At 74.0% G+C, this 19,540-nt stretch carries 23 protein-coding genes, 2 tRNA genes, 1 other RNA gene and 2 pseudogenes; 14 read left to right on the forward strand and 14 right to left on the reverse strand.

The window, feature by feature from the left end:
• Nucleotides 1-128: 128 nt before the first annotated feature.
• The 6 genes from IF37_RS0127555 to IF37_RS0127580 all read right to left on the reverse strand — a co-directional run bounded on the left by IF37_RS0127555 (nt 129) and on the right by IF37_RS0127580 (nt 2,546).
• Nucleotides 129-422, reverse strand: a complete 294-nt coding sequence (locus IF37_RS0127555; RefSeq protein ID WP_030748094.1) for a Dabb family protein — start codon at nt 420-422, stop codon at nt 129-131.
• A 10-nt stretch (nt 423-432) separates the two neighbouring features.
• Nucleotides 433-612: a hypothetical protein gene (locus tag IF37_RS0127560; RefSeq protein ID WP_030748097.1), complete on the reverse strand. Its 180-nt coding sequence runs from the start codon at nt 610-612 to the stop codon at nt 433-435.
• Nucleotides 613-766: 154 nt separating this feature from the next.
• A tRNA-Ser gene (locus IF37_RS0127565) sits at nt 767-851 on the reverse strand.
• A 162-nt stretch (nt 852-1,013) separates the two neighbouring features.
• Nucleotides 1,014-1,445 carry a tRNA adenosine(34) deaminase TadA gene (gene tadA, locus IF37_RS0127570; protein WP_030748100.1) on the reverse strand — a complete coding sequence of 144 codons (432 nt, stop codon included), beginning with the start codon at nt 1,443-1,445 and terminating at the stop codon, nt 1,014-1,016.
• A 59-nt stretch (nt 1,446-1,504) separates the two neighbouring features.
• A complete protein-coding gene (locus IF37_RS0127575) occupies nt 1,505-2,035 on the reverse strand; it encodes a hypothetical protein (RefSeq protein ID WP_030748102.1) in 531 nt (176 codons plus the stop codon).
• Between the two features lie 265 nt (nt 2,036-2,300).
• Complete coding sequence (locus IF37_RS0127580; RefSeq protein ID WP_030748104.1) at nt 2,301-2,546, reverse strand: hypothetical protein; 246 nt, start codon at nt 2,544-2,546, stop codon at nt 2,301-2,303.
• Nucleotides 2,547-2,641: 95 nt separating this feature from the next.
• Here IF37_RS0127580 and upp point away from each other — a divergent pair, with 95 nt between their 5' ends.
• Entirely contained in the window at nt 2,642-3,277 is a 636-nt protein-coding gene (gene upp, locus IF37_RS0127585) for a uracil phosphoribosyltransferase (protein ID WP_030748106.1), read from the forward strand.
• 8 nt (nt 3,278-3,285) lie between these two features.
• Here the strand turns inward: upp and IF37_RS0127590 are convergent, their stop codons facing one another.
• Nucleotides 3,286-3,921 carry a LytR C-terminal domain-containing protein gene (locus IF37_RS0127590; protein WP_253915865.1) on the reverse strand — a complete coding sequence of 212 codons (636 nt, stop codon included), beginning with the start codon at nt 3,919-3,921 and terminating at the stop codon, nt 3,286-3,288.
• Nucleotides 3,922-4,019: 98 nt separating this feature from the next.
• Nucleotides 4,020-4,316 (reverse strand): type II toxin-antitoxin system VapB family antitoxin, encoded by a 297-nt coding sequence (locus IF37_RS0127595; protein WP_004943146.1) that lies wholly within the window; start codon nt 4,314-4,316, stop codon nt 4,020-4,022.
• Between the two features lie 113 nt (nt 4,317-4,429).
• Between IF37_RS0127595 and IF37_RS0127600 the strand changes: the two genes are divergently transcribed.
• Nucleotides 4,430-5,992 (forward strand): helicase HerA-like domain-containing protein, encoded by a 1,563-nt coding sequence (locus IF37_RS0127600; RefSeq protein WP_030748111.1) that lies wholly within the window; start codon nt 4,430-4,432, stop codon nt 5,990-5,992.
• A gap of 48 nt (nt 5,993-6,040) precedes the next feature.
• Here IF37_RS0127600 and IF37_RS46430 read toward each other — a convergent pair whose 3' ends face one another.
• The 5 genes from IF37_RS46430 to IF37_RS0127625 form a co-directional block, all read right to left on the reverse strand.
• A complete protein-coding gene (locus tag IF37_RS46430) occupies nt 6,041-6,166 on the reverse strand; it encodes a hypothetical protein (RefSeq protein WP_301540353.1) in 126 nt (41 codons plus the stop codon).
• 55 nt (nt 6,167-6,221) lie between these two features.
• Nucleotides 6,222-6,539: a hypothetical protein gene (locus tag IF37_RS45275; protein ID WP_030748113.1), complete on the reverse strand. Its 318-nt coding sequence runs from the start codon at nt 6,537-6,539 to the stop codon at nt 6,222-6,224.
• A 95-nt stretch (nt 6,540-6,634) separates the two neighbouring features.
• Nucleotides 6,635-7,330, reverse strand: a complete 696-nt coding sequence (locus tag IF37_RS0127615) for an HdeD family acid-resistance protein (RefSeq protein WP_030748115.1) — start codon at nt 7,328-7,330, stop codon at nt 6,635-6,637.
• Nucleotides 7,331-7,389: 59 nt separating this feature from the next.
• Nucleotides 7,390-7,977, reverse strand: a complete 588-nt coding sequence (locus tag IF37_RS0127620; protein WP_030748117.1) for an HhH-GPD-type base excision DNA repair protein — start codon at nt 7,975-7,977, stop codon at nt 7,390-7,392.
• Between the two features lie 96 nt (nt 7,978-8,073).
• Nucleotides 8,074-8,796 carry a siderophore-interacting protein gene (locus IF37_RS0127625; protein WP_030748119.1) on the reverse strand — a complete coding sequence of 241 codons (723 nt, stop codon included), beginning with the start codon at nt 8,794-8,796 and terminating at the stop codon, nt 8,074-8,076.
• Between the two features lie 77 nt (nt 8,797-8,873).
• Here IF37_RS0127625 and IF37_RS0127630 point away from each other — a divergent pair, with 77 nt between their 5' ends.
• From IF37_RS0127630 to IF37_RS45980, 10 genes and pseudogenes are all read left to right on the forward strand, one after another.
• Nucleotides 8,874-11,075 carry a penicillin acylase family protein gene (locus tag IF37_RS0127630; RefSeq protein ID WP_079165902.1) on the forward strand — a complete coding sequence of 734 codons (2,202 nt, stop codon included), beginning with the start codon at nt 8,874-8,876 and terminating at the stop codon, nt 11,073-11,075.
• On the forward strand, nt 11,072-11,659 hold the full coding sequence (locus IF37_RS0127635; RefSeq protein ID WP_030748122.1) for a GNAT family N-acetyltransferase: 588 nt from the start codon (nt 11,072-11,074) through the stop codon (nt 11,657-11,659). The genes IF37_RS0127630 and IF37_RS0127635 overlap by 4 nt, the downstream gene beginning before the upstream one ends.
• The gene (locus IF37_RS0127640) at nt 11,656-12,132 is read left to right on the forward strand and encodes a cupin domain-containing protein (protein WP_030748124.1); all 477 of its coding nucleotides are present in this window, start codon (nt 11,656-11,658) and stop codon (nt 12,130-12,132) included. The genes IF37_RS0127635 and IF37_RS0127640 overlap by 4 nt, the downstream gene beginning before the upstream one ends.
• Entirely contained in the window at nt 12,129-12,908 is a 780-nt protein-coding gene (locus IF37_RS0127645) for an SDR family NAD(P)-dependent oxidoreductase (RefSeq protein WP_030748127.1), read from the forward strand. The genes IF37_RS0127640 and IF37_RS0127645 overlap by 4 nt, the downstream gene beginning before the upstream one ends.
• A gap of 148 nt (nt 12,909-13,056) precedes the next feature.
• Complete coding sequence (locus tag IF37_RS0127650) at nt 13,057-14,835, forward strand: copper resistance CopC/CopD family protein (RefSeq protein ID WP_173457003.1); 1,779 nt, start codon at nt 13,057-13,059, stop codon at nt 14,833-14,835.
• A gap of 64 nt (nt 14,836-14,899) precedes the next feature.
• Nucleotides 14,900-15,358, forward strand: coding sequence for a hypothetical protein (locus IF37_RS0127655; protein WP_030748133.1), 459 nt, complete (start codon nt 14,900-14,902; stop codon nt 15,356-15,358).
• 16 nt (nt 15,359-15,374) lie between these two features.
• The gene (locus IF37_RS0127660) at nt 15,375-16,889 is read left to right on the forward strand and encodes a hypothetical protein (protein ID WP_030748135.1); all 1,515 of its coding nucleotides are present in this window, start codon (nt 15,375-15,377) and stop codon (nt 16,887-16,889) included.
• Nucleotides 16,886-17,539: a hypothetical protein gene (locus IF37_RS0127665; protein WP_030748138.1), complete on the forward strand. Its 654-nt coding sequence runs from the start codon at nt 16,886-16,888 to the stop codon at nt 17,537-17,539. The genes IF37_RS0127660 and IF37_RS0127665 overlap by 4 nt, the downstream gene beginning before the upstream one ends.
• Nucleotides 17,540-17,590: 51 nt before the next feature.
• Nucleotides 17,591-17,680 (forward strand): annotated as a pseudogene (locus tag IF37_RS45975) (helix-turn-helix domain-containing protein); the annotation flags it as partial.
• A pseudogene (locus IF37_RS45980) lies at nt 17,673-17,806 on the forward strand (site-specific integrase); the annotation flags it as partial. The pseudogenes IF37_RS45975 and IF37_RS45980, both read left to right, overlap by 8 nt.
• Nucleotides 17,807-17,868: 62 nt before the next feature.
• Here the strand turns inward: IF37_RS45980 and IF37_RS0127675 are convergent.
• A tRNA-Ser gene (locus IF37_RS0127675) sits at nt 17,869-17,956 on the reverse strand.
• A 119-nt stretch (nt 17,957-18,075) separates the two neighbouring features.
• Here IF37_RS0127675 and ffs point away from each other — a divergent pair.
• An RNA gene (ffs, locus tag IF37_RS41260) (signal recognition particle sRNA small type) lies at nt 18,076-18,174 on the forward strand.
• Nucleotides 18,175-18,233: 59 nt separating this feature from the next.
• On the forward strand, nt 18,234-19,540 hold a 1,307-nt coding region (locus tag IF37_RS0127680; RefSeq protein ID WP_030748144.1), incomplete at its 3' end, for a DNA polymerase III subunit gamma and tau.

The raw sequence follows: 19,540 nt of genomic DNA on the forward strand, positions 1-19,540 counted from the left end.
CACAAGACATGTGCACTGTGTGCAAGCACCCGATAACTACGTGTTGCCGTCAAACACTGCCAAGTTGGGGCGTGTCACGCACGAAAGCCCCCCGCCGGAAGGGCGGGGGGCTGCGGGGAGCGCGGGGCTCAGAACTCGTAGTCGGCGATCACCCAGGTGGCGAACTCACGCCACTGCGCGACGCACGCCTGGTGGGCCGGGTGCTCCGCGTAGCGCTTGAGGGCGGCGGCGTCCTCGACGGCCGAGTTGATCGCGAAGTCGTAGGCGATCGGCCGGTCGCTGATGTTCCAGGCGCACTCCCAGAAGCGCAGCTCCTCGACCTGTCCGCCCAGGGCCCGGAAGGCGTCCGCGCCCGCGACGACCCGCGGGTCGTCGCGCTCGACGCCCTCGTCGAGCTTGAAGAGGACCAGATGGCGGATCATGGCGAGTACCTCAGCTCTTTCCTCCGTGGGCGGCCCAGGTCATGAAGTCGCCGATGGCCCCGGCCGCGTCCGATATGCCCTCGAAGCCAATCTGCACGTAGTCGGCCGCCTTGGCCGGATCCGTGATGATCAGGTACAGCGCGAAGACCACGAGTACGTACAGGGCGATCTTCTTGATGTTCACCGCCACCACGGCCTCCCCTGTCCCGGTGCCCCCCGGGGCCCCTGCTGCCGGCGGTGAGTCTAGCCCTCGGGCCCTCTTTTACGGCCAACAGCCCGCCGGCGCACGGCCGTTGTGTCCGGGTACCCGAAAGGCCCCGCCGATCGGCGGGGCCTTTCCCAAGCGGTAGCGGAGGGATTTGAACCCTCGGTGACTTGCGCCACACTCGCTTTCGAGGCGAGCTCCTTCGGCCGCTCGGACACGCTACCGAGGGAGACCTTACAGCACGGCGGGGCGTGGTTCGAAATCGATGGGGCGGTGCGCCCGGGCGGCCCCGGCAGCGGGCCTGCCGGCGCCTTGGCCGACGGTCCCGTCAGCGGTCGGCCTTGGTCGGCGGTCCCGTCAGCGGTCGGCCTTGGCCGGCGGTCCCGTCAGCGGTCGCGGAAGAAATCCGTGAGCAGCCGGGCGCACTCCGCCGCGAGCACGCCCTCGATGACCTCCGGGCGGTGGTTGAGCCGCCGGTCGCGCACCACGTCCCACAGAGAGCCGGCGGCGCCCGCCTTGTCGTCCCGGGCGCCGTAGACCACCCGGTCCACCCGGGACTGGACGAGCGCGCCCGCGCACATCGTGCACGGCTCCAGGGTGACGACGAGCGTGCAGCCGGTCAGCCGCCACTCGCCGAGCCGGGCCGCCGCCCGCCGGACGGCCAGCACCTCCGCGTGGGCCGTGGGATCGCCGGTGGCCTCGCGTTCGTTGTGCCCGGCACCGAGCACCGTCGTGCCGTCCGGGGACAGCACGACGGCGCCGACGGGGACATCACCGCCCCGGACGGCCAGCCCGGCCTGGTCCAGGGCGAGCCGCATCGCCGCCCGCCAGCGGTCCCGTACCGGATCAGGTGTGCCCCGCGGGTCCCGTGCCGTGGTCAGCGGACGGTCTCCAGCACCTCCGAGGCGCCCAGCGCCTCGGCGATCGTGCCCAGCGCGTCGTCGGCGTCCAGGGCGCGCAGCTCCTTCTCGCTGATGCCCAGGTCGTCCAGGATGCCGCTGTCGCCCACGGGGCTGTGCGGCACCGCGTCGGCGGCGGCACCGTCCTCCTCGTCCTCCACGGCGTCGGGGTCCTCCGTGCCGTCGAGGTTCAGCGACTCCAGGTCCGGCCCGTCGTCCGAACCGGGTTCCCGGCCGAGCAGCTCGTCGGTGAGCAGCAGCTCCCCGTACGCGCTGCGCCGGGCGGCGGCGGCGTCCGAGACGTAGATGCGAGGGTCGTCCTCGCCGTCCACGCGGACGACGCCGAACCAGGCGTCCTCCTGTTCGATCAGGACGAGCACCGTGTCCTCGTCGGGAGAGGCTTCCCGGGCCAGGTCGGCCAGATCCGACAGGGTCTCCACATCGTCGAGCTCCGTGTCGCTCGCTTCCCACCCGTCTTCGGTGCGCGCGAGCAGTGCGGCGAAGTACACCGTGACTCTCCCACTGGTCTTAGGCGTGCCGGTTGGGGGTCCCCCCGGCGGAGGTACATGGGCGGAGAGAGCCTGGGCTCCGAGCCCCACCCACTCGGAATCGTGGCAGAAACAAGGCTTCCAGGGGACGTCTTCGGCTCCCTGTGTCTTGCGCGTTCGCTGCCGCCACCTGCGGATCGTACGCGGCTTTTCCCCGCGCTCACGCACCCCCGCCCCCGGGCGGCGGGGCGGGCGTGGATCTTCCGGCCGGGAAGGCCCCGCGGGACTACCAGCGGAACGTCCGCATCCGCATGGCGTGGCGCAGCCGGGCGGCCTTGGCGCGTCGCGGCTGGACCCGGGCGCGCAGCTCGCGGGCCTCGGCGAGATCGCGCAGGAACTGGGCCCGCCGGCGTCGGCGGGCGGCCTCGCTCTCGGGTTTGTCGGCATCGTTCCCCGCGGACCTCGTCCCGGGTACGGCCGCTCCGGCCGTGCGCCCGGTGGTGCCCACGGGCTGGTCAGGCAGGTCAGACACGTCACACCACCCCAGTCCGTCCTTCCCACTTTCCCTCGGACGGCCGGTTTCACGCCAGCGTGAGGGCGACTCGCGGCGCAGGTACCGTTAGGGGCATGCGTCTCCATGTCGTCGACCACCCCCTGGTCGCTCACAAGCTCACCACGCTGCGCGACCGCCGTACCGACTCCGCGACCTTCCGGCGGCTCGCCGACGAGCTGGTCACCCTGCTCGCCTATGAGGCCACGCGGGACGTGCGCACCGAGGCCGTCGACATCCAGACACCGGTCGAGCCGACCACGGGCGTCAAGCTCGCCCGCCCCCGCCCGCTGGTGGTGCCGATCCTGCGGGCCGGCCTCGGCATGCTGGACGGCATGGTCCGGCTGCTGCCGACCGCCGAGGTGGGCTTCCTGGGCATGATCCGCAACGAGGAGACGCTCCAGGCGTCCACGTACGCCTCGCGCATGCCGGAGGACCTCTCGGGCCGCCAGGTGTACGTCCTGGACCCGATGCTGGCCACGGGCGGCACGCTGGTCGCGGCGATCCAGGAGCTGATCAAGCGCGGCGCGGACGACGTGACGGCCGTGGTGCTGCTCGCCGCGCCGGAGGGCGTCGAGGTGATGGAGCGGGAGCTGGCGGGGACGCCGGTCACCGTCGTCACGGCGGCCGTGGACGACCGCCTCAACGAGCTGGGGTACATCGTGCCGGGGCTGGGCGACGCGGGGGACCGCCTGTACGGGGCGGCCGAGTAGCCCTTCGCTCAGCAGCTCTTCCTCGGGGTGGCCGCGGGCTTCGGCGCGGCCAGTGCGGTCATCGACCGGGCGGCGTCCGCCTGTCGGGCGAGGCCCTTGAAGCCGTCCCCGATGACCAGGTCGACGGCGGTGTCCTTGCGGCCGTCGGCGCGGGTCTGCGCGCCGACGAGCTGGGTGCCGAGCACCCGCAGCGAGGTGTCCTGGGCGGCGGGCGGGCCGAGGAGCAGCCCCGGGCCCCGGACCTTCCGGTCGTACTCCTTGGTGGCGTTGCCCACGGCGCCGATCCGGAACCCGCGCTTCTTCAGCTCGTCCGCGGTCTGCTTGGCCAGCCCGGTGCGCTTGGTGGCGTTGTAGACGTTCACGGTGATCCGGCCCGGGGCCGGCAGGTCCGGCACCCGGGCCGCGGGGGCCGCGTCGGCCTTGGCCCGGCAGACCGCCGGGCGGCCGGCCACGGTGGTGTTGTCGCCGCCGCTGAAGACGTCGATGAGCTGCACGGTGCCCCAGCCGATCAGGCCCAGCACGGTGACGGACGCGGCCACGGCGGCCACACGTCTGCCGTGTCGGCGGGGCGGACGCATCCGGGGGTATCTGCCCCCCGTGATCCGGTACTCGCCGCCCATGCCCGGGGGAGTCAGCATGCTCATGAGCGCAGCGTAGTGTGCCCGGGCGGCGATGCCTATCAGATGATCAGCCGATGGTGCTCAGCGGAACCCGAAAGGGTCAACGGCCGTGTCGCGCCGGGTCAGTCGAGTTCGAGCACGCGTGCGTGCAGCACCTGGCGCTGCTGGAGCGCGGCGCGGACCGCGCGGTGCAGGCCGTCCTCCAGGTAAAGGTCGCCCTGCCACTTCACGACGTGGGCGAAGAGGTCGCCGTAGAACGTCGAGTCCTCCGCGAGCAGGGTCTCCAGGTCGAGCTGCTGCTTGGTGGTCACCAGCTGATCGAGGCGGACCGGGCGCGGCGCGACGTCCGCCCACTGCCGGGTGCTTTCCCGGCCGTGGTCGGGGTACGGCCGGCCGTTTCCGATGCGCTTGAAGATCACACGGAAAGCCTACCGGCCAAGACGTTCCGGGCGCAGCCATGGCGACGGAGTGCGACGCTTGAAAAGATGGGGCAAAACGGTCATACGGGCCAGTACGGGAACAGGGGCCGGAGATGAGTGACAGCGAGTCCGTGCCGCCCGCCGGCTCCGGGAAGTCCGCCGTACCGACCGCCGGGGCGCGGGAGATCGCCTCCGGTTACGCCTTCACCGGCCCCGCGCTCGACCTCGGCGCCCTCCTGTGGGACGGGCGGTGCCGCCCGGACGCGCCGGTCCGCGTCCCGCTGTCCGTGCTCAACCGGCACGGCCTGGTCGCGGGCGCCACCGGCACCGGCAAGACCAAGACCCTCCAACTGCTCGCCGAGCAGCTCTCGGAGCGGGGCGTACCGGTGTTCCTCGCGGACATGAAGGGCGACCTGTCCGGCATCGCCCGGCCCGGGCGGGACGACGACCGGGTGCGGGGGCGGGCCGGCGAGGTCGGCCAGGAGTGGTCCCCGGCCGGCTTCCCGGCGGAGTTCCTCGCGCTCGGCGGCATCGGCCACGGCATCCCGGTACGCGCCACCATCACCAGCTTCGGCCCGGTGCTGCTGGCCAAGGTGCTCCGGCTGAACCAGACCCAGGAGCAGTCCCTCGGCCTGATCTTCCACTACGCCGACACCAAGGGCCTGGAGCTGATCGACCTCAAGGACCTGCGCGCGGTCGTCGCCTTCCTCACCTCCGACGAGGGCAGGGCCGAACTGAAGGACATCGGCGGGCTGTCCGGCGCGACGGCCGGGGTGATCCTGCGCTCGCTGACGGCCTTCGAGGCGCAGGGCGCGGCCGAGTTCTTCGGCGAGCCGGAGTTCGACACGGCGGACCTGCTGCGCACGGCGCCGGACGGCCGGGGCACCGTCTCCGTCCTGGAACTGCCGGCGGTGCAGGACAAGCCCCTGCTCTTCTCGACGTTCCTGATGTGGCTGCTCGCCGACCTCTTCCACGACCTGCCCGAGATCGGCGACACCGGAAGACCGAAGCTGGTCTTCTTCTTCGACGAGGCGCACCTGCTGTTCCAGGACGCCTCCCGGGCCTTCCTGGAGGCGATCACCCGCACCGTCCGCCTGATCCGCTCCAAGGGCGTCGGCGTCTTCTTCGTCACCCAGACCCCGAAGGACGTGCCCGGCGACGTCCTCGGCCAGCTCGGCAACCGCGTCCAGCACGCCCTGCGCGCCTACACCCCGGACGACCACAAGGCCCTGCGGGCGACCGTGCAGACCTTCCCGAGGTCGGCGTACGACCTGGAGGAACTGCTCACCGGCCTGGGCACCGGCGAGGCCGTGGTGACCGTGCTGGGCGAGACCGGTGCCCCGACCCCGGTCGCCGCCACCCGGCTGCGCGCCCCGCGGTCCCTGATGGGTCCGGTGGACACGGCGGAACTGGACGGCGCGGTCCGCGGCTCCCCGCTGTACGGGCGGTACGCACAGGCGGTGGACCGGGAGTCGGCGTACGAGAGGCTGGGCGCGGACCGGCCGCGGGAGCCGGCGGCGGCGCCGGGGCGCGGGGCGGCGCGCGAGGACGAGCCGTCCCTGGTGGAACAGGTCGTGAACAGCGGCGTGTTCAAGTCCCTGGCCCGGTCGGTCGGCACCCAGCTCGGCCGGGAGATCACCCGCTCCCTGTTCGGCACCGCCCGGCGGAGACGGTAGAGGGTTCCGTTCGGACCCCCCCTCCAAGCCGCCCCCGCCGGGTTCCGCTCAGCGGTCCCGGTCCTCCGGTGCCCGCTGCGCTTGCGGTGTCCGCTGGTCCGGCCTGGGCGCCGCGGCGCGCCGGGCCTCCGCGCGCAGCAGGGCGCGCAGGACGGCGTAGAGATCGTTGGGCATGACGGTGCCGCTCCTTGCGTCGAGCCGACTGAACACGCGAGTGAACGCGGGTCCGTCAGCAGCGCAGCACCACCGTGCGCAGCAGGGGCGGGGCGGACGGCACCCGGGGCGGCCCGGGGCGCGGGGCCGCCGGGCGGACGGGGGCCGGGCCGGTCAGGGGCGCCGGGCGCTCGGGCGCGTCGGCCCGGTGGACGGCGCGGGCCGGGAGCCGGAGCGCCGTGTCGAGGACGTCGTGCTCGGCGGACCCGGCGACCGCCGCGAGGTACGGCGCCGTCCGGACCGGCGCGTGCGCGGCGGGCACCCACAGGGCGAGGAGCAGCACGAGGACCCGTGACCAGTGACGGCTCCGGGGTCCACCGCTGCTCCTGCGCATGTCACCTGTCTGCCCGGGGCGGGCGGGGAGGGCAGCACGCCGGGCCCGTGATCCGCCCGCACGGCGTACCCGCGGCACGCGCGGTTGACGGCGGGTCAGAGTGCCTTCGGCACCTTGCGCGCCCGGCCGCGGATGCGGAAGGCGGTGGCGATCTCCACGATCCCGACGACGAGCAGCCACCACCCGCCGACGAGGGTCAGCACGGCGACCGACTGGTACGGCGAGTCGATGAGCACGATCCCGGCGATGAAGGTGAGGACGCCGAGGAAGATCTGCCAGCCCCGGGCGGGCATGCGGGGGTCGTGCACGGCGGCCAGGGTCTGCGTGATCCCGCGGAACAGCCAGCCGATGCCGATCCACAGGCCGAGCAGCAGGATCGACCGCGTGGGCCCGCGGAAGCAGAGCAGGCCGAGCAGGATCGACAGCGCGCCGCTGACGAAGGCCAGCACCCGCAGCGAGGTGGCCTTGTGCGTGCCGAAGGCGGACGCCAGCTGGAGGATTCCGCTGTAGAGCAGGTAGAGGCCGAACAGCACGCCGATGACGAGGAGGGAGGGGCCCGGCCAGACCAGCACCAGGACGCCCAGCACCAGCGAGCCGAACCCGGTGATCAGGACGGTCTGCCAGGCGGCCCGGGACAGGGCGTGCAGCGGGCCCTCGAACGGTGGTTCCGGTCCGGGGTGCCCGCGGGCCGGCTCCGCCGCGGGGTGGCCTCCGGGCGGCGCGGCCTCGTGCACGCGCCGGTCGTCGTACGCGCGGTCCCGGTCCGGACCGCTGCTCGGTATATCGGTCATGCCCCATGCTCGGCGCGGCCCGGCGCGGACGGCCACCGGGACTGGACCGACCGGGTGGCCTACTTCGCCTTCGCGGCCTTCGCCGCCGCCTTCGCCTCCTGCTTGTGGGCGCGCACCCTGGCCAGCGACTCGGGGCCGGTGATGTCGGCGACGGACCGGAAGGAGCCCGGCTCGCCGTAGGACCCGGCGGCCTCCCGCCACCCCGTGGGCGCGACCCCGAGCCGCTTGCCGAGCAGGGCCAGGAAGATCTGCGCCTTCTGCTTGCCGAACCCCGGCAGCTCTTGGAGCCGCCGCAGCAGCTCGGAGCCGCTGCCGGCGTCCCGCCAGACCGCCTCGGCGTCCCCGTCGTAGTGCTCGACGAGGTACCGGCACAACTGCTGGATCCGCTTCGCCATCGAGCCCGGGTACCGGTGCACCGCCGGCTTCGCGGAGAGCAGCGCGGCGAACGCCTCGGGGTCCATCGCGGCGATGTCGTGCGCGTCCAGGTCCTCGGCGCCGAGCCGGTCGGCGATGGTGCGGGGGCCCTTGAACGCCCACTCCATCGGGATCTGCTGGTCCAGCAGCATCCCGGTCAGCGCGGCGAGCGGGGAGCGACCGAGCAGCGCGTCGGCCGCGGGGTCCTGGGCGAGGTGCAGGGTGACGTCCATGGGCCGATGATCCCGCGCCCTCGCGGGTCCCGCCCGACCGGCCCCGGTCCGGGGCCGGGGGGACGAGACCGGCGGGAGGACCGGGTGGTCGGGCCGTCAGTTCGCGCGCCAGTACCCCAGCGCGTGCACCCGGTGCTTCGGCACACCCAAATCCCTGCGGACGTAGGCGGCGAGCGTCCGGGTGGTTGCCGTGTCGCAGGCGATCCAGACGTACGGGTGCGGGGTGCCCGCGAGGACGGCGGGCAGTTCGGCGCGGACCCGGTCCAGCAGCCGGGCGCCCCCGTCCCGGCGGGGCACCGGCCGCAGCTCGTGCCGGCCGGGCTCGGTCCGGTGCGGCAGTCCGGCCGGGTCGCCCTCGAACCAGACGGTCGCCGGGGCGGAACCCAGCGCACCGAGAATTGAGTTGACGGCGGGCAGCGAGGCGGGGTCGCCGATCAGGGCGAGGTGGGAGGGCGCGGGGTCGGGGTCGCGGAAGCCGGTGCCCTGGACGGTGGCCTCGACGGTGTCGCCCGGCCGCGCGGTCCGGGCCCAGTCGGAGGCCACGCCCTCGTGCAGGGCGAACTCCAGGCCGAAAGTGCCGGCGGCCGGGTCGGGGTCGACCAGGGTGTAGGCCCGCTGGTGGGGCCGGCCCCGGTCGGAGAACCACAGCCGCACCCACATGGTCGGGTGGACGCCGGTGGCGGCGAGCAGCCCGCCGTCGCTCAGCCGCAGCCGCCGGTAGCGCGGGGTCACGTCCTCGGCCTCGAGGACGGTCAGCACGAAGTCCCTCGCCCGCAGCAGTCTGAGGACCGCGCCCTCCCAGCCCCGCCCTTGCCCCATGAGTCCTCCACCGTTCACGTACCATTCCGGCACAGAAAACTTAGGCAAGGCTAACCTAAAGCAAAAGGGGGTATCCGGTGGCTGTCGAGATCTACCGCGACGCCTGGGGCATCCCACACCTGCGCGCGTCCGACGCCGTGGAACTCGCCCGTGCGCAGGGGCGGGTCACCGCCCACGACCGCGCCTGGCAACTGGAGGTCGAGCGGCACCGCGCCCAGGGCACCTCCGCCGCCTTCCTCGGGGCGGACGCCCTCTCCTGGGACGTCTTCGCCCGCCGGGCCCGGCTCGACGGCACCGCCCGCCGCTGCTTCGCCGCGCTGGAACGCCGGGACCCGGAGACCGCCGACTGGGTACGGGCGTACGTCGACGGCGTCAACGAGGGGCTGGCCGCCGGCGCCCGCCGCGCCCCCGAGTTCGCCCGTACGGGACTCGCCCCGGGCGACTGGCGGCCCTGGACCCCCCTCGGGGTCTGGCTCGGCACGCACATCCTCTTCGCCGGCTTCCCCGCCAAACTCTGGCGCGAGCGGGCGGTGCGGCACCTCGGACCCGACGCGGTCGCCCTGTTCGCCACGGACGGCCCGAACACGGCCGGCAGCAACGGCTGGCTCGTCTCCGGCGACCGCACCGCCACCGGCCACGCCCTCCTCGCCGGCGACCCGCACCGCTTCATCGAAGCCCCCGGTGTCTACCAGCAGATCCGCCTGGCCTGCCCCGAGTTCGACGTCGTCGGACTGGCCGTGCCCGGCGTCCCCGGCATCGGCCACTTCGGCCACACCGGCACGGTCGCCTGGGCCGTCACCAACGCCATGGCCGACTACCAGGACCTCTACCGGGAACGGCTGCGCCGCACCGGCGCCGGCGTCGAGGCCCTCGGCCCCGACGGCACCTGGCGGCGGGCCACCCGGCACACGGAGACCGTCCGCGTCGCGGCCGGGGACCCCCTCGAGGTGGAGGTGATCGAGACCCCGCGGGGCCCGGTGATCGCCGGCGGACCGGAGGGGCTGGACGCGGTCACCGAGCCGGCGCCGGAGGGACCGGGGGAGGGCTCCGGGCCGGGCGCCGAGGCGCTCGCGCTGCGCTACCCGCCGAGGGTGACCGAGGACCTCGGCTTCGGCGCCCTCCTGCCCCTCCTGCGCGCCCGCACCGTCGCCGACGTCGACCGCGCCCTGGACGCCTGGACCGAGCCGGTCAACGTCGTCCAGGCCGCCGACACCGCCGGCGGCACCCTGCACCGCGTCGCCGGCAAGGTCCCGCTCCGCGCCGAGGCCAACCGCCGCGGCCCGGTCCCCGCCTGGGAACCCGGCCACGACTGGCGGGGCACGCACGTGACGCCGTACGGCGGACTCACCGACGGCATCGCGGTGATGGCCAACGCCCGCGGCCTCGCCGCCCCGCTCGGCGTGGAGTTCGCCCCGCCGCACCGCGCCGCCCGCATCCGCGCCCTGCTCGACGAGCGCCGCACCTGGACCGCCGACGGCATGCCCGCGATCCACACCGACACCCGCCTCGGCTCCGCCGCACCCCTGTTGGATCACCTCGCCGCCCTCACCGGCCTCACCCCCGCCGAGGCGGCCCTGCGGGACCGCCTGCTCGCCTGGGACCGCCGGATGGACGCCGGCAGCACGGACGCGGCGGTGTACGCGGCGGTGCGCGGCGCGGTCGTACGACGGCTCGCCGCGCACCCGGTCTTCGCGCCGCTCGCCCGGTCCCCGGCCTACCCGGACGTCCTGCTGCCCTGGCTGGCCCTCGTCCCCCGCGTCGGCCACGCCCTGGAACACCTGCTGGGCACCGGGGACCTGTACGGCGTCGACCGGGCGGCGGTCGTCCGCGCCGCCCTCGCGGAGGTGGCCGCCGCCCCGCCCGACCGCCCCTGGTCCGCCACCCACCGCCTGGCCCCCTGGAAGGCGCTCCCCGACGAGCCGGACACCGCGCCGGAGGAACCCGGCCTCGGCGGCGACCACGACTGCGTGCTGTGCACCTCGGCCGTCCCCGGCCTCACCGACCGCGCCGCGCGGGGTCCGGCCGCCCGCTACGTCTGGGACCTGGCCGACCGCGACCACAGCGGCTGGGTGGTGCCCTTCGGCGCCGACGGCGTACCCGGCACCGCCCACCACCGCGACCAGCTCCCCCTGTGGCGCACGGGGGAACTGGCCCCGGTGGTCACCGACTGGACCCTGCTCACCCCCGAGCGCACCGCACCGGCAGCGCCGTTCGCACCGACCGCACCGGCGGCCCCGGCCACCACCGCACCCACCGCACCCACCGAGGAACCCCGATGACCGACCTGCACGTCCAGCACATCGACGGCTACGGCACCGTCCGCGTACGCCCCCTCGACCCGGAGGGCGACGCGGACCTGGTGCACGGCTGGGTGAGCGACGAACGCGCCGCCTTCTGGGGGATGAACGGCCTGACCCGGACGCAGGTCGCCGAGGTCTACGCCCACATGGCAACGCTCGACACCCACCACGCCCACCTGGTGACCCGGGACGGCGTCCCGGCCGCCCTCTTCCAGACGTACGAGCCGTCCGCCGACCGGGTCGGCGAGTGCTACGACGTCCGCCCCGGCGACCTCGGCGTCCACCTCCTGCTCGCCCCCGCGGGACCCGGCGGCCCACACCCCGGCTGGACGGCCGCCCTGCTCAAGGCGTTGACGACATACGTCCTGCTGGTCCTGGACCGCGACCGGATCGTGATCGACCCGGACGTGCGCAACGCCGCGGCGATCGCCCGCTTCGAGCGCCAGGGCTTCAGCCGCGGCCCCGCCGTCGTCCTCCCCGAGGTCGACCTGCCGGACGTGTACCTGCCCGAGAAGCACGCGCAACTCGCCTTCCTCGACCGGGCGGTAGCCTTCCCCGGGTGACGACGCCCGAAGAGCTGATCGCGCACTACGGACTCGAACCCCTCCCACGCGAGGGCGGCCTGTTCCGGCGGACCTGGGCCGGGCCCGAACGCCCGGACGGCCGTCCCGAGGGCTCGGCCATCGTCGTACTGCTCACCGCGGACGACTTCTCCGCCCTGCACCGCCTGCCCTACGCCGAGGTCTGGCACTTCCACCTCGGCGACCCGCTCCACCTGCTGCTCCTCGCCCCCGACGGCACCGCCCGGCACCCCGTCCTCGGCCCGGACCCACGCGCCGGCCAGCACCTCCAGCTGACCGTGCCGGCCCACACCTGGATGGGGGCGCGGGTGGCGCCGGGGGGCGCGTGGACCTTCTTCGGCTGCACGACGGCCCCCGGATTCACCTACGCGGACTACGAACACGGCGACGCGGCCGGCCTCACGGCGCGGTACCCGGCCGAGGCCGCCCTCATCACGCGACTCTGCCGACCATGAACAGCACACCGCCCACGCCCCTGCTCGCCGGAGAGACCGCGCTGGTGACCGGCGCGGGCGGCGGCATCGGCCGCGCCATCGCCCTGCGCTTCGCGGCCCAGGGCGCGGCGGTGGCCGTGCACTGCCGCACGGCGGTCGCCGCCGCCACCGACGTCGCCGACCGCATCCGGGCGGCGGGCGGCCGGGCGGTCGTGCTCCGGGCGGACCTCACGGACGAGGCCGCCTGCCGGCGCCTGGTCGAGGAGACGACCGCCTGGTCGGCCGGCCACCTCACCGCCCTCGTCAACAACGCGGCCGTGCAACCGGTCCAGCCGCTTTCCGGCATGACCGCGTACGACTGGCGCACGGTCGTCGACACCGACCTCACCAGCGTCTTCGCCTGCACCCAGGCCGCCGCCGCCCATATGCGCGACCACGGCGGCGGCACCGTCACCCACATCGCCTCCGTCGAGGCCGGCCACCCCGCCCCCGGCCATGCCCACTACGCCGCGGCGAAGGCGGCGGTGGTCATGCACGCCCGCGCGGCGGCCCTGGAGTACGGGCCGGACGGCATCCGCGTCAACACGGTCTCGCCCGGTCTGATCGACCGGCCCGGACTGGCGGAGGACTGGCCGGACGGGGTGCGCCGCTGGCTCGCCGCCGCCCCCGCCGGCCGGCTGGGCCGCCCCGAGGACGTCGCCGACGCCTGCGTGTTCCTCGCCTCCCCGCTCGCCTCCTGGATCACCGGACACGACCTGGTGGTGGACGGCGGGGTGACGGCCCGGCCGACCTGGTGAGCACCCGGCCCGTTTCCCCCGTACCTGTACCGGGGCCCCGTGCCGGAGCGGGGGCCCGGGACGCGGACGGAGGCCGAGGGTGCTGCGCGACGGACACCGGGGACCGCGACGACCACACCGGACGGCCCGGCCGCCGCGGGCCGTACTCCTGCTGTCCGCCCTGCTGTTCGGCCTCCTCCCCGGCCTCCTGCTCGGTACCGCGGCCCCCGCCTCGGCCCACGCCGTGCCGCGCGCGACGGACCCCGCCGACGGAGCCGTACTGCGCACCGCCCCCCGCCGGGTGACCCTCACCTTCACCGAGTCCGTCGGCCTGCTGACCGGCTCCTTCCGGATCTACGACCCCCACAACCACCGGGTCCGCACCGGCCCCGCCGGACACGCCGCCGGCCGCTCCGACACCGCCCGGGTCACCCTCCCCGCCCGGCTGGCCACCGGCACCTACACGGTGGCGTGGCGGGTGGTGTCGGCCGACAGCCACCCGGTGTCCGGCGCCCTCACCTTCTCGGTGGGCGAGCGCACCGCCTCCCCGGCCGCCCCGCCCCCGCCCGCCCCGGAGAACCCGGCGACCACGGCCCTGCACACCCTCGCGCGCCACCTCGCCCACCTCTGTCTGGCCCTGCTCCTGGGCACGGCCGCCTTCGTGGCCTGCTGCCGCCCGCCCACCACCGCCCATCTGCGCACCCCCGCCCTGGCCGCCGGGGGCACGCTGCTCGCCGCCACGGCCGCGCTGTACCTGCTGCGGGCGCCGTACGAGCAGGGCACCTCCCCGGCGACGGCCCTCGCCCCCGCCGCCCTCGCCCACACCGCGACGACCCGTCCCGGGATGCTGCTCCTGGCCCGCCTGGCGCTGCTGCTCCTGGTGCCGCCGTTCCTGGCGGCGGCCCGCGCGGCCCCGCCGGGCAGCCGCCGCGCCCGGCTCCCGCGCCGCGCCACCCACGCGGCGGGCGCGGTCCTCGCCGTCGCCCTGTGCCTGACCTGGTCCGGCGCCGACCACGCCGCCGCCGGCGTCCAGGTCCCCGCGGCGATCGTCTCGGCCACCCTGCACCTGCTGGCCATGGCGGCCTGGCTGGGCGGTCTGGCCGCCCTGCTGTGGACCCTGCGGCACGCCACCGCGCCGGACGGCGTGCCCCCCTCGGTCCCGGCCCGCTTCTCCCGGCTGGCGACGGCCTCGGTGACGGTCCTGGCGGTGACCGGCGTGTACCAGTCCTGGCGGGGCCTCGGCTCCTGGGCGGCGCTGACGGACACCGCGTACGGGCGCACCCTGCTGGCCAAGCTGGCGGCGATCGCCGTGCTGCTCCTCGCCGCGGCCCGCTCCCGCACCTGGACCGGCCGCCTGGTCCGGGCGGCCACCGCCACCCCCGCCGGGGCCCCGGCACCGGTGACCGGCCCCCCGCCGGTCACCGTCCGGCTGCGCCCGCTGCGCCGCTCGGTCCTGGCGGAGGCGGCGGTGGCCGCGGTGGTGCTGGCCCTGAGCACCCTGCTGTCCGGCACCGCGCCCGGCCGCGCGGCGACGGAGCCCGCCGCGGGAACGCCCGCCCCGGCGCCGGGCGTCGCCCCGGCCTCGGTCACCACGGTCCCGTTCGACCTCGGCACCCCCGGCGGCCACGGCAAGGCGCAGATCACCCTGGACCCCGGCCGGGTCGGCGCGAACTCCGTCCAGGTGGTGGTCTACGGCCCCGACGGCGGCCTCTCCACGGTCCCCGGACTCCGCGTCACCCTCACGCTCGCGGACCGGGGCGTGGGCCCGCTGGACACCAAGGTGACGGACCGCGGCGGCTACTGGGCCGCCGACGCCTTCACCCTCCCGCTCCCCGGCACCTGGACGCTGAAGGCCACCATCCGGATCTCGGAACTGGACCAGGTGACGGTGTCCGCGCCGGTGCGGGTGACGCGGCAGGAAGGTCAAGCTAGCATCCCGTTCAGGTAAAGGGAGTTGCTGCATTCGCAAGTGCGTGGGCCGAGCGGCCGGTCGACCGGAGGGCGGGGGTCCCATGGTGTGGGAAGAGTGGGAGAGGGCCAAGGCGGCGGCGGGCGGGGACACACGGATGCGGCTCAACCAGGCCGGATCCAGCGGTTCCTCAGCCGCGGATCTCGTCGTCCACCAGGATGACCTGGGCGCCGTCGGCCATGAGGCGTTCATTCTCCACGGCGAGCTGAGCAAGAAGGCCGACATCGCGGCCGCGGGTGCGGGACACGAGGCTTCGGGGTCCACCATGCAGGCCGCCGCCGCGCTCAAGAGCCACCACCTCGGGCTCGGCTCCGAACTCGAGACGACCGTCGAGATGTGGACCTCGCAGGTCAAGTCCGTCCTCCAGGCGTGCACGCACATCTCCAACCACCTCGACTACAGCAAGAAGCTGCACGCACACGACGACACCCGGATCGCCGCGGACCTCAGCGGCCGTACCGGACCGGTGCCCGTCTCCGTGCTGAACGAGTACTTCGAGTAGGACGGTAGGAGAGGGCATGGGGGACTTCACCTACTCGGATCTCATGGCTCTGGACCTCGGCAAGCTGGGCACGGCGGTGTCCGACTGGAAGTCGATGGCCGGGGGCCTGGCCGAACTGGCCACCGACGCGCGGGACGGCATGCTCAAGAAGTCCGAAGGGGCTCGCTGGAAGGGTGTCAACGCGGACGTCACCAGGGAGTTCGTACGCAAGACGGCCAAGGAGATCGCCGATCTCCAGGCGGAGGCGGAGAGCATCGCCGCCGTGCTCGCGGACGCCCACGCGGAGCTGACGACGTACCAGAAGCAGGCGAAGAGCCTCACCGACGCGGCGCGTAAGGGCAACCCCGCCCACGACCCCCCGGACCCCCCTCTCTTCGTCACGGACGGGCCGGGCGGCACGGTCCGCGTGATGGAGGCGATGTGCACACCCGAGGGCCCGAACCAGCGCACCAAGGACTACGTCCAGTGGTATGCCGACACGCTCACCGGAATCGTCCAGCACGCCGCCGAGGTCGACGCCGCGGCGGTACGGGCGCTGCGCAAGAGCCACGGCAGCGACCCGTACAACGCCGGGCACGCCAAGTACACCTCCCTCGACGAGGAGCAACTCCCCCGCGCCGAGGAACTCGCCGCGCTGCGCGGTGACGCCGACGCGAAACAACGCGCCGAGCTGAAACGCCTGTGGGGGTCGCTGAGCCCCGAGGCGCGGGCCCGCCTCTGGCTCGCGAAGAAGGACGACCTCATGGCGGCCGGCATCCTGAGCCCGACCATGCCGCAGGTCGCGGCCGACGCCGGGGCGGGGGCGCACGGATCGGAGTCGCCCGGATTCGACGAGTGGGCCACCAAGAGAAAGATGGAACTGCTCGCCGAGGGCGCCGACTGGAAGGGCATGACGGACGCCTCCCGCAACATGGCCCACTACCTCGGCAACAGCGGCTCCCCGATGCTCCTGCCCGTGGACAAGATGATGGCGGACGTCCCGGAGTTCAAGACCTACGTCGACGACATCGTCCGGCACCACCAGAACGGCTGGCGCCAGCAGGCCCTGCAGCAGTTCCGGGAGAACGGCGGCAAACCGGTCGCCATCCCGGTGGAGGCGAAGCTGCCCGACGGCTTCTACTTCAGCAAGGACATCGACGAGAACTGGTTCTACGCGGTGGGCGGCGCCAACACCAACGTCACCGGCGTCGTGATGGCCGTACCGGATGCGCACGGCAACCCGAAGATCTCCGTCGACTACCAGGCGAACGTCTGGGACCGTTACAACTGGGACGAGGGCAAGGGCGTCAACGTGGGCCCGATGAAGATCCCTGACGGCCAGATGGCCAAGCTCCACCGGGTGGGACTCGCCCAGGAGTACGACATGGCGGGGAGCAGCAGCACGCACCACTACGATCTCGGCTCATCGCAGCCCAGCCAGTCCCCGCTGCCGGGCCCCGACGAAAGCAGGGACGGACGCACGGACCCGGGCCGGGAGCAACAGCAGGGCCGTACGACGCACAGGTCACCCGGGAGGGCAGCCGTCCGATGAACGACGCCCACGACAAGACAGGCGGCCACCGCCGGACGCGCGCCGCCGGGGTAGCCCTCGGCACGCTGGCCCTCCTGGGCGCCCTGACGGCGACAGGCTGCTCCGCACCCGACTCCGGCACCGGCCCGGCCGGTGACCGCGTTCCCGGGCAGACCGTGGACGACAGGTGGGTCGAGGGCGTCACGCCGGGGTGGATGAGCGGGCACATGGGCGTCGACATCCCGGCGGTGGCCCAGGGCGCGCGGGCTGGCTATCAGGTGACCTCCCGCTTCGACACCGGTGTGCTCACCTTCACACTGACCAGGTCCCAGGCACGGGCCTTCCTGGCCGCCTATCCGCCGGCCGGCGAACTGCTGGAGCCCACGGCCGCCGTGACCGACGTGCGGACCCACGACTTCAGACACCTGGGCGTGCCGGAACCGGAGTCGTTCAAGAAGGGCATGCGCTACGGCTCCGTCTGCCCCGGCGCCGACCCCACCGCGAGCCCGGACCCGCTCGCCGACCCGTACGGCACCTCGGACACCGGCTGTGTCAGCCTCTACGCCCACGACTACGCCCCGGACCGCACCCGCATCTACCTCCGCGACCACTACGAGCCGGGCATCAGCCCCCTCCCGGAGACCCCACCCACTTCCTCCCCGACCCGCTGACCCCTTCCCACGGGCCCTCTCGGACCCGCTGACCGCTCTTCACCGGTCGCGCTGAGTGAGGCCGACCTGATCTACATCGCCGACCGGCTGCGGGAGAAGGCGACGGTCCGGGCGATCGCCGCTGAGCTGGGCCGCAGCCCGCATGCGGGCGAGGTACCTGCATGTGCCGGACGCCATGCTCAAGGACGTGGCCCGGAAGATCGCCGAAGCCAGCTGGGACTCCCGGAAACAACCGCTGTCGACAAAAACCAGGACAACGAGGTCTGAGGGCAACGTCGAAGGGCCCCCTGTTTCCAGGGGGCCCTTCGACATCGTGCCCGGTGAGGCACTGGCGGAGGATACGAGATTCGAACTCGTGAGGGGTTGCCCCCAACACGCTTTCCAAGCGTGCGCCCTAGGCCTCTAGGCGAATCCTCCGCCGCAAACATTACATGACCGCGAGGAGTGCTCGCGAACCCGTTCCCGCAGGCCCTCCCGGGGCGGGGTCGTCGGGCCGACCGGGTTCGGAGCCCGGCCCCGCATCGGGTACTGTGGGGCACAGCCCCTCACGCGGCGCTATCTGACTGAACTCCCCCAGGGCCGGAAGGCAGCAAGGGTAGGTCGGCTCTGGCGGGTGCGTGGGGGGCGCTTGCGTTCCCGGGTCCCAGTCCGTGGGCGGAGCCCTTTGTCGGTGGGCGCCATTAACCTCGTATGCGTGTCGTCTCTCGCGCTGTACCGCCGCTACCGTCCGGAGACCTTTTCCGAGGTCATCGGGCAGGAGCATGTCACCGACCCGTTGCAGCAGGCGCTGCGCAACAACCGGGTCAATCACGCGTACCTGTTCAGCGGCCCGCGCGGATGTGGCAAGACGACCAGCGCCCGCATCCTGGCCCGCTGCCTGAACTGTGAGCAGGGTCCCACGCCCACCCCCTGCGGGGAGTGCCAGTCGTGCCGCGACCTCGCCCGGAACGGACCGGGTTCGATCGACGTCATCGAGATCGACGCGGCCTCCCACGGCGGTGTGGACGACGCCCGTGAGCTGCGCGAGAAGGCGTTCTTCGGACCCGCGAGCAGCCGGTACAAGATCTACATCATCGACGAGGCCCACATGGTCACGTCGGCCGGCTTCAACGCCCTGCTGAAGGTCGTCGAGGAGCCGCCCGAGCACCTGAAGTTCATCTTCGCGACCACCGAGCCCGAGAAGGTCATCGGGACCATCCGGTCGCGGACCCACCACTACCCGTTCCGGCTGGTGCCCCCGGGGACCCTGCGGGACTACCTCGCCGAGGTGTGCCGCAAGGAGGACATCCCGGTCGACGACGGCGTGCTGCCGCTCGTCGTGCGGGCCGGCGCGGGTTCCGTGCGTGACTCCATGTCCGTCATGGACCAGCTCCTCGCCGGTGCCGGGGAGGAGGGTGTGACATACGCCATGGCGACCTCCCTCCTCGGCTACACCGACGGCTCCCTGCTGGACTCCGTCGTGGAGGCGTTCGCCACCGGTGACGGCGCGGCCGCCTTCGAGGTCGTCGACCGGATCATCGAGGGTGGCAACGACCCGCGCCGCTTCGTCGCCGACCTGCTGGAGCGGCTGCGGGACCTGGTGATCCTCGCCGCCGTGCCGGACGCCGCGGAGAAGGGGCTGTTCGACGCCCCGGCCGACGTCCTGGACCGGATGCGGGCCCAGGCCGAGACGTTCGGCGCGGCCGAGCTGAGCCGCGCCGCCGACCTGGTCAACGAGGGGCTGACCGAGATGCGCGGCGCCACCTCGCCGCGCCTCCAGCTGGAGCTGATCTGCGCCCGCGTGCTGCTTCCCGCCGCCTACGGCGACGAGCGGTCCTTGATGGCCCGCCTCGACCGCCTGGAGCGCGGCATCGGCTTCGCCGGCGGTGCCGGCGCGCCGGCGGTGGGGTACGTCCCCGGTCCCGAGGCGCACGGCGGAGCGCTCGCTGCGGCCGTGGGCGCGGGACCCGGCGCGGGCGCCCCGTCCGTGCCGCCCGGCGGCGGTCCCGCGGCGGCCAGGGC

This window comes from Streptomyces sp. NRRL S-31 (genome assembly GCF_000718775.1).
Lineage (GTDB): Bacteria > Actinomycetota > Actinomycetes > Streptomycetales > Streptomycetaceae > Streptomyces.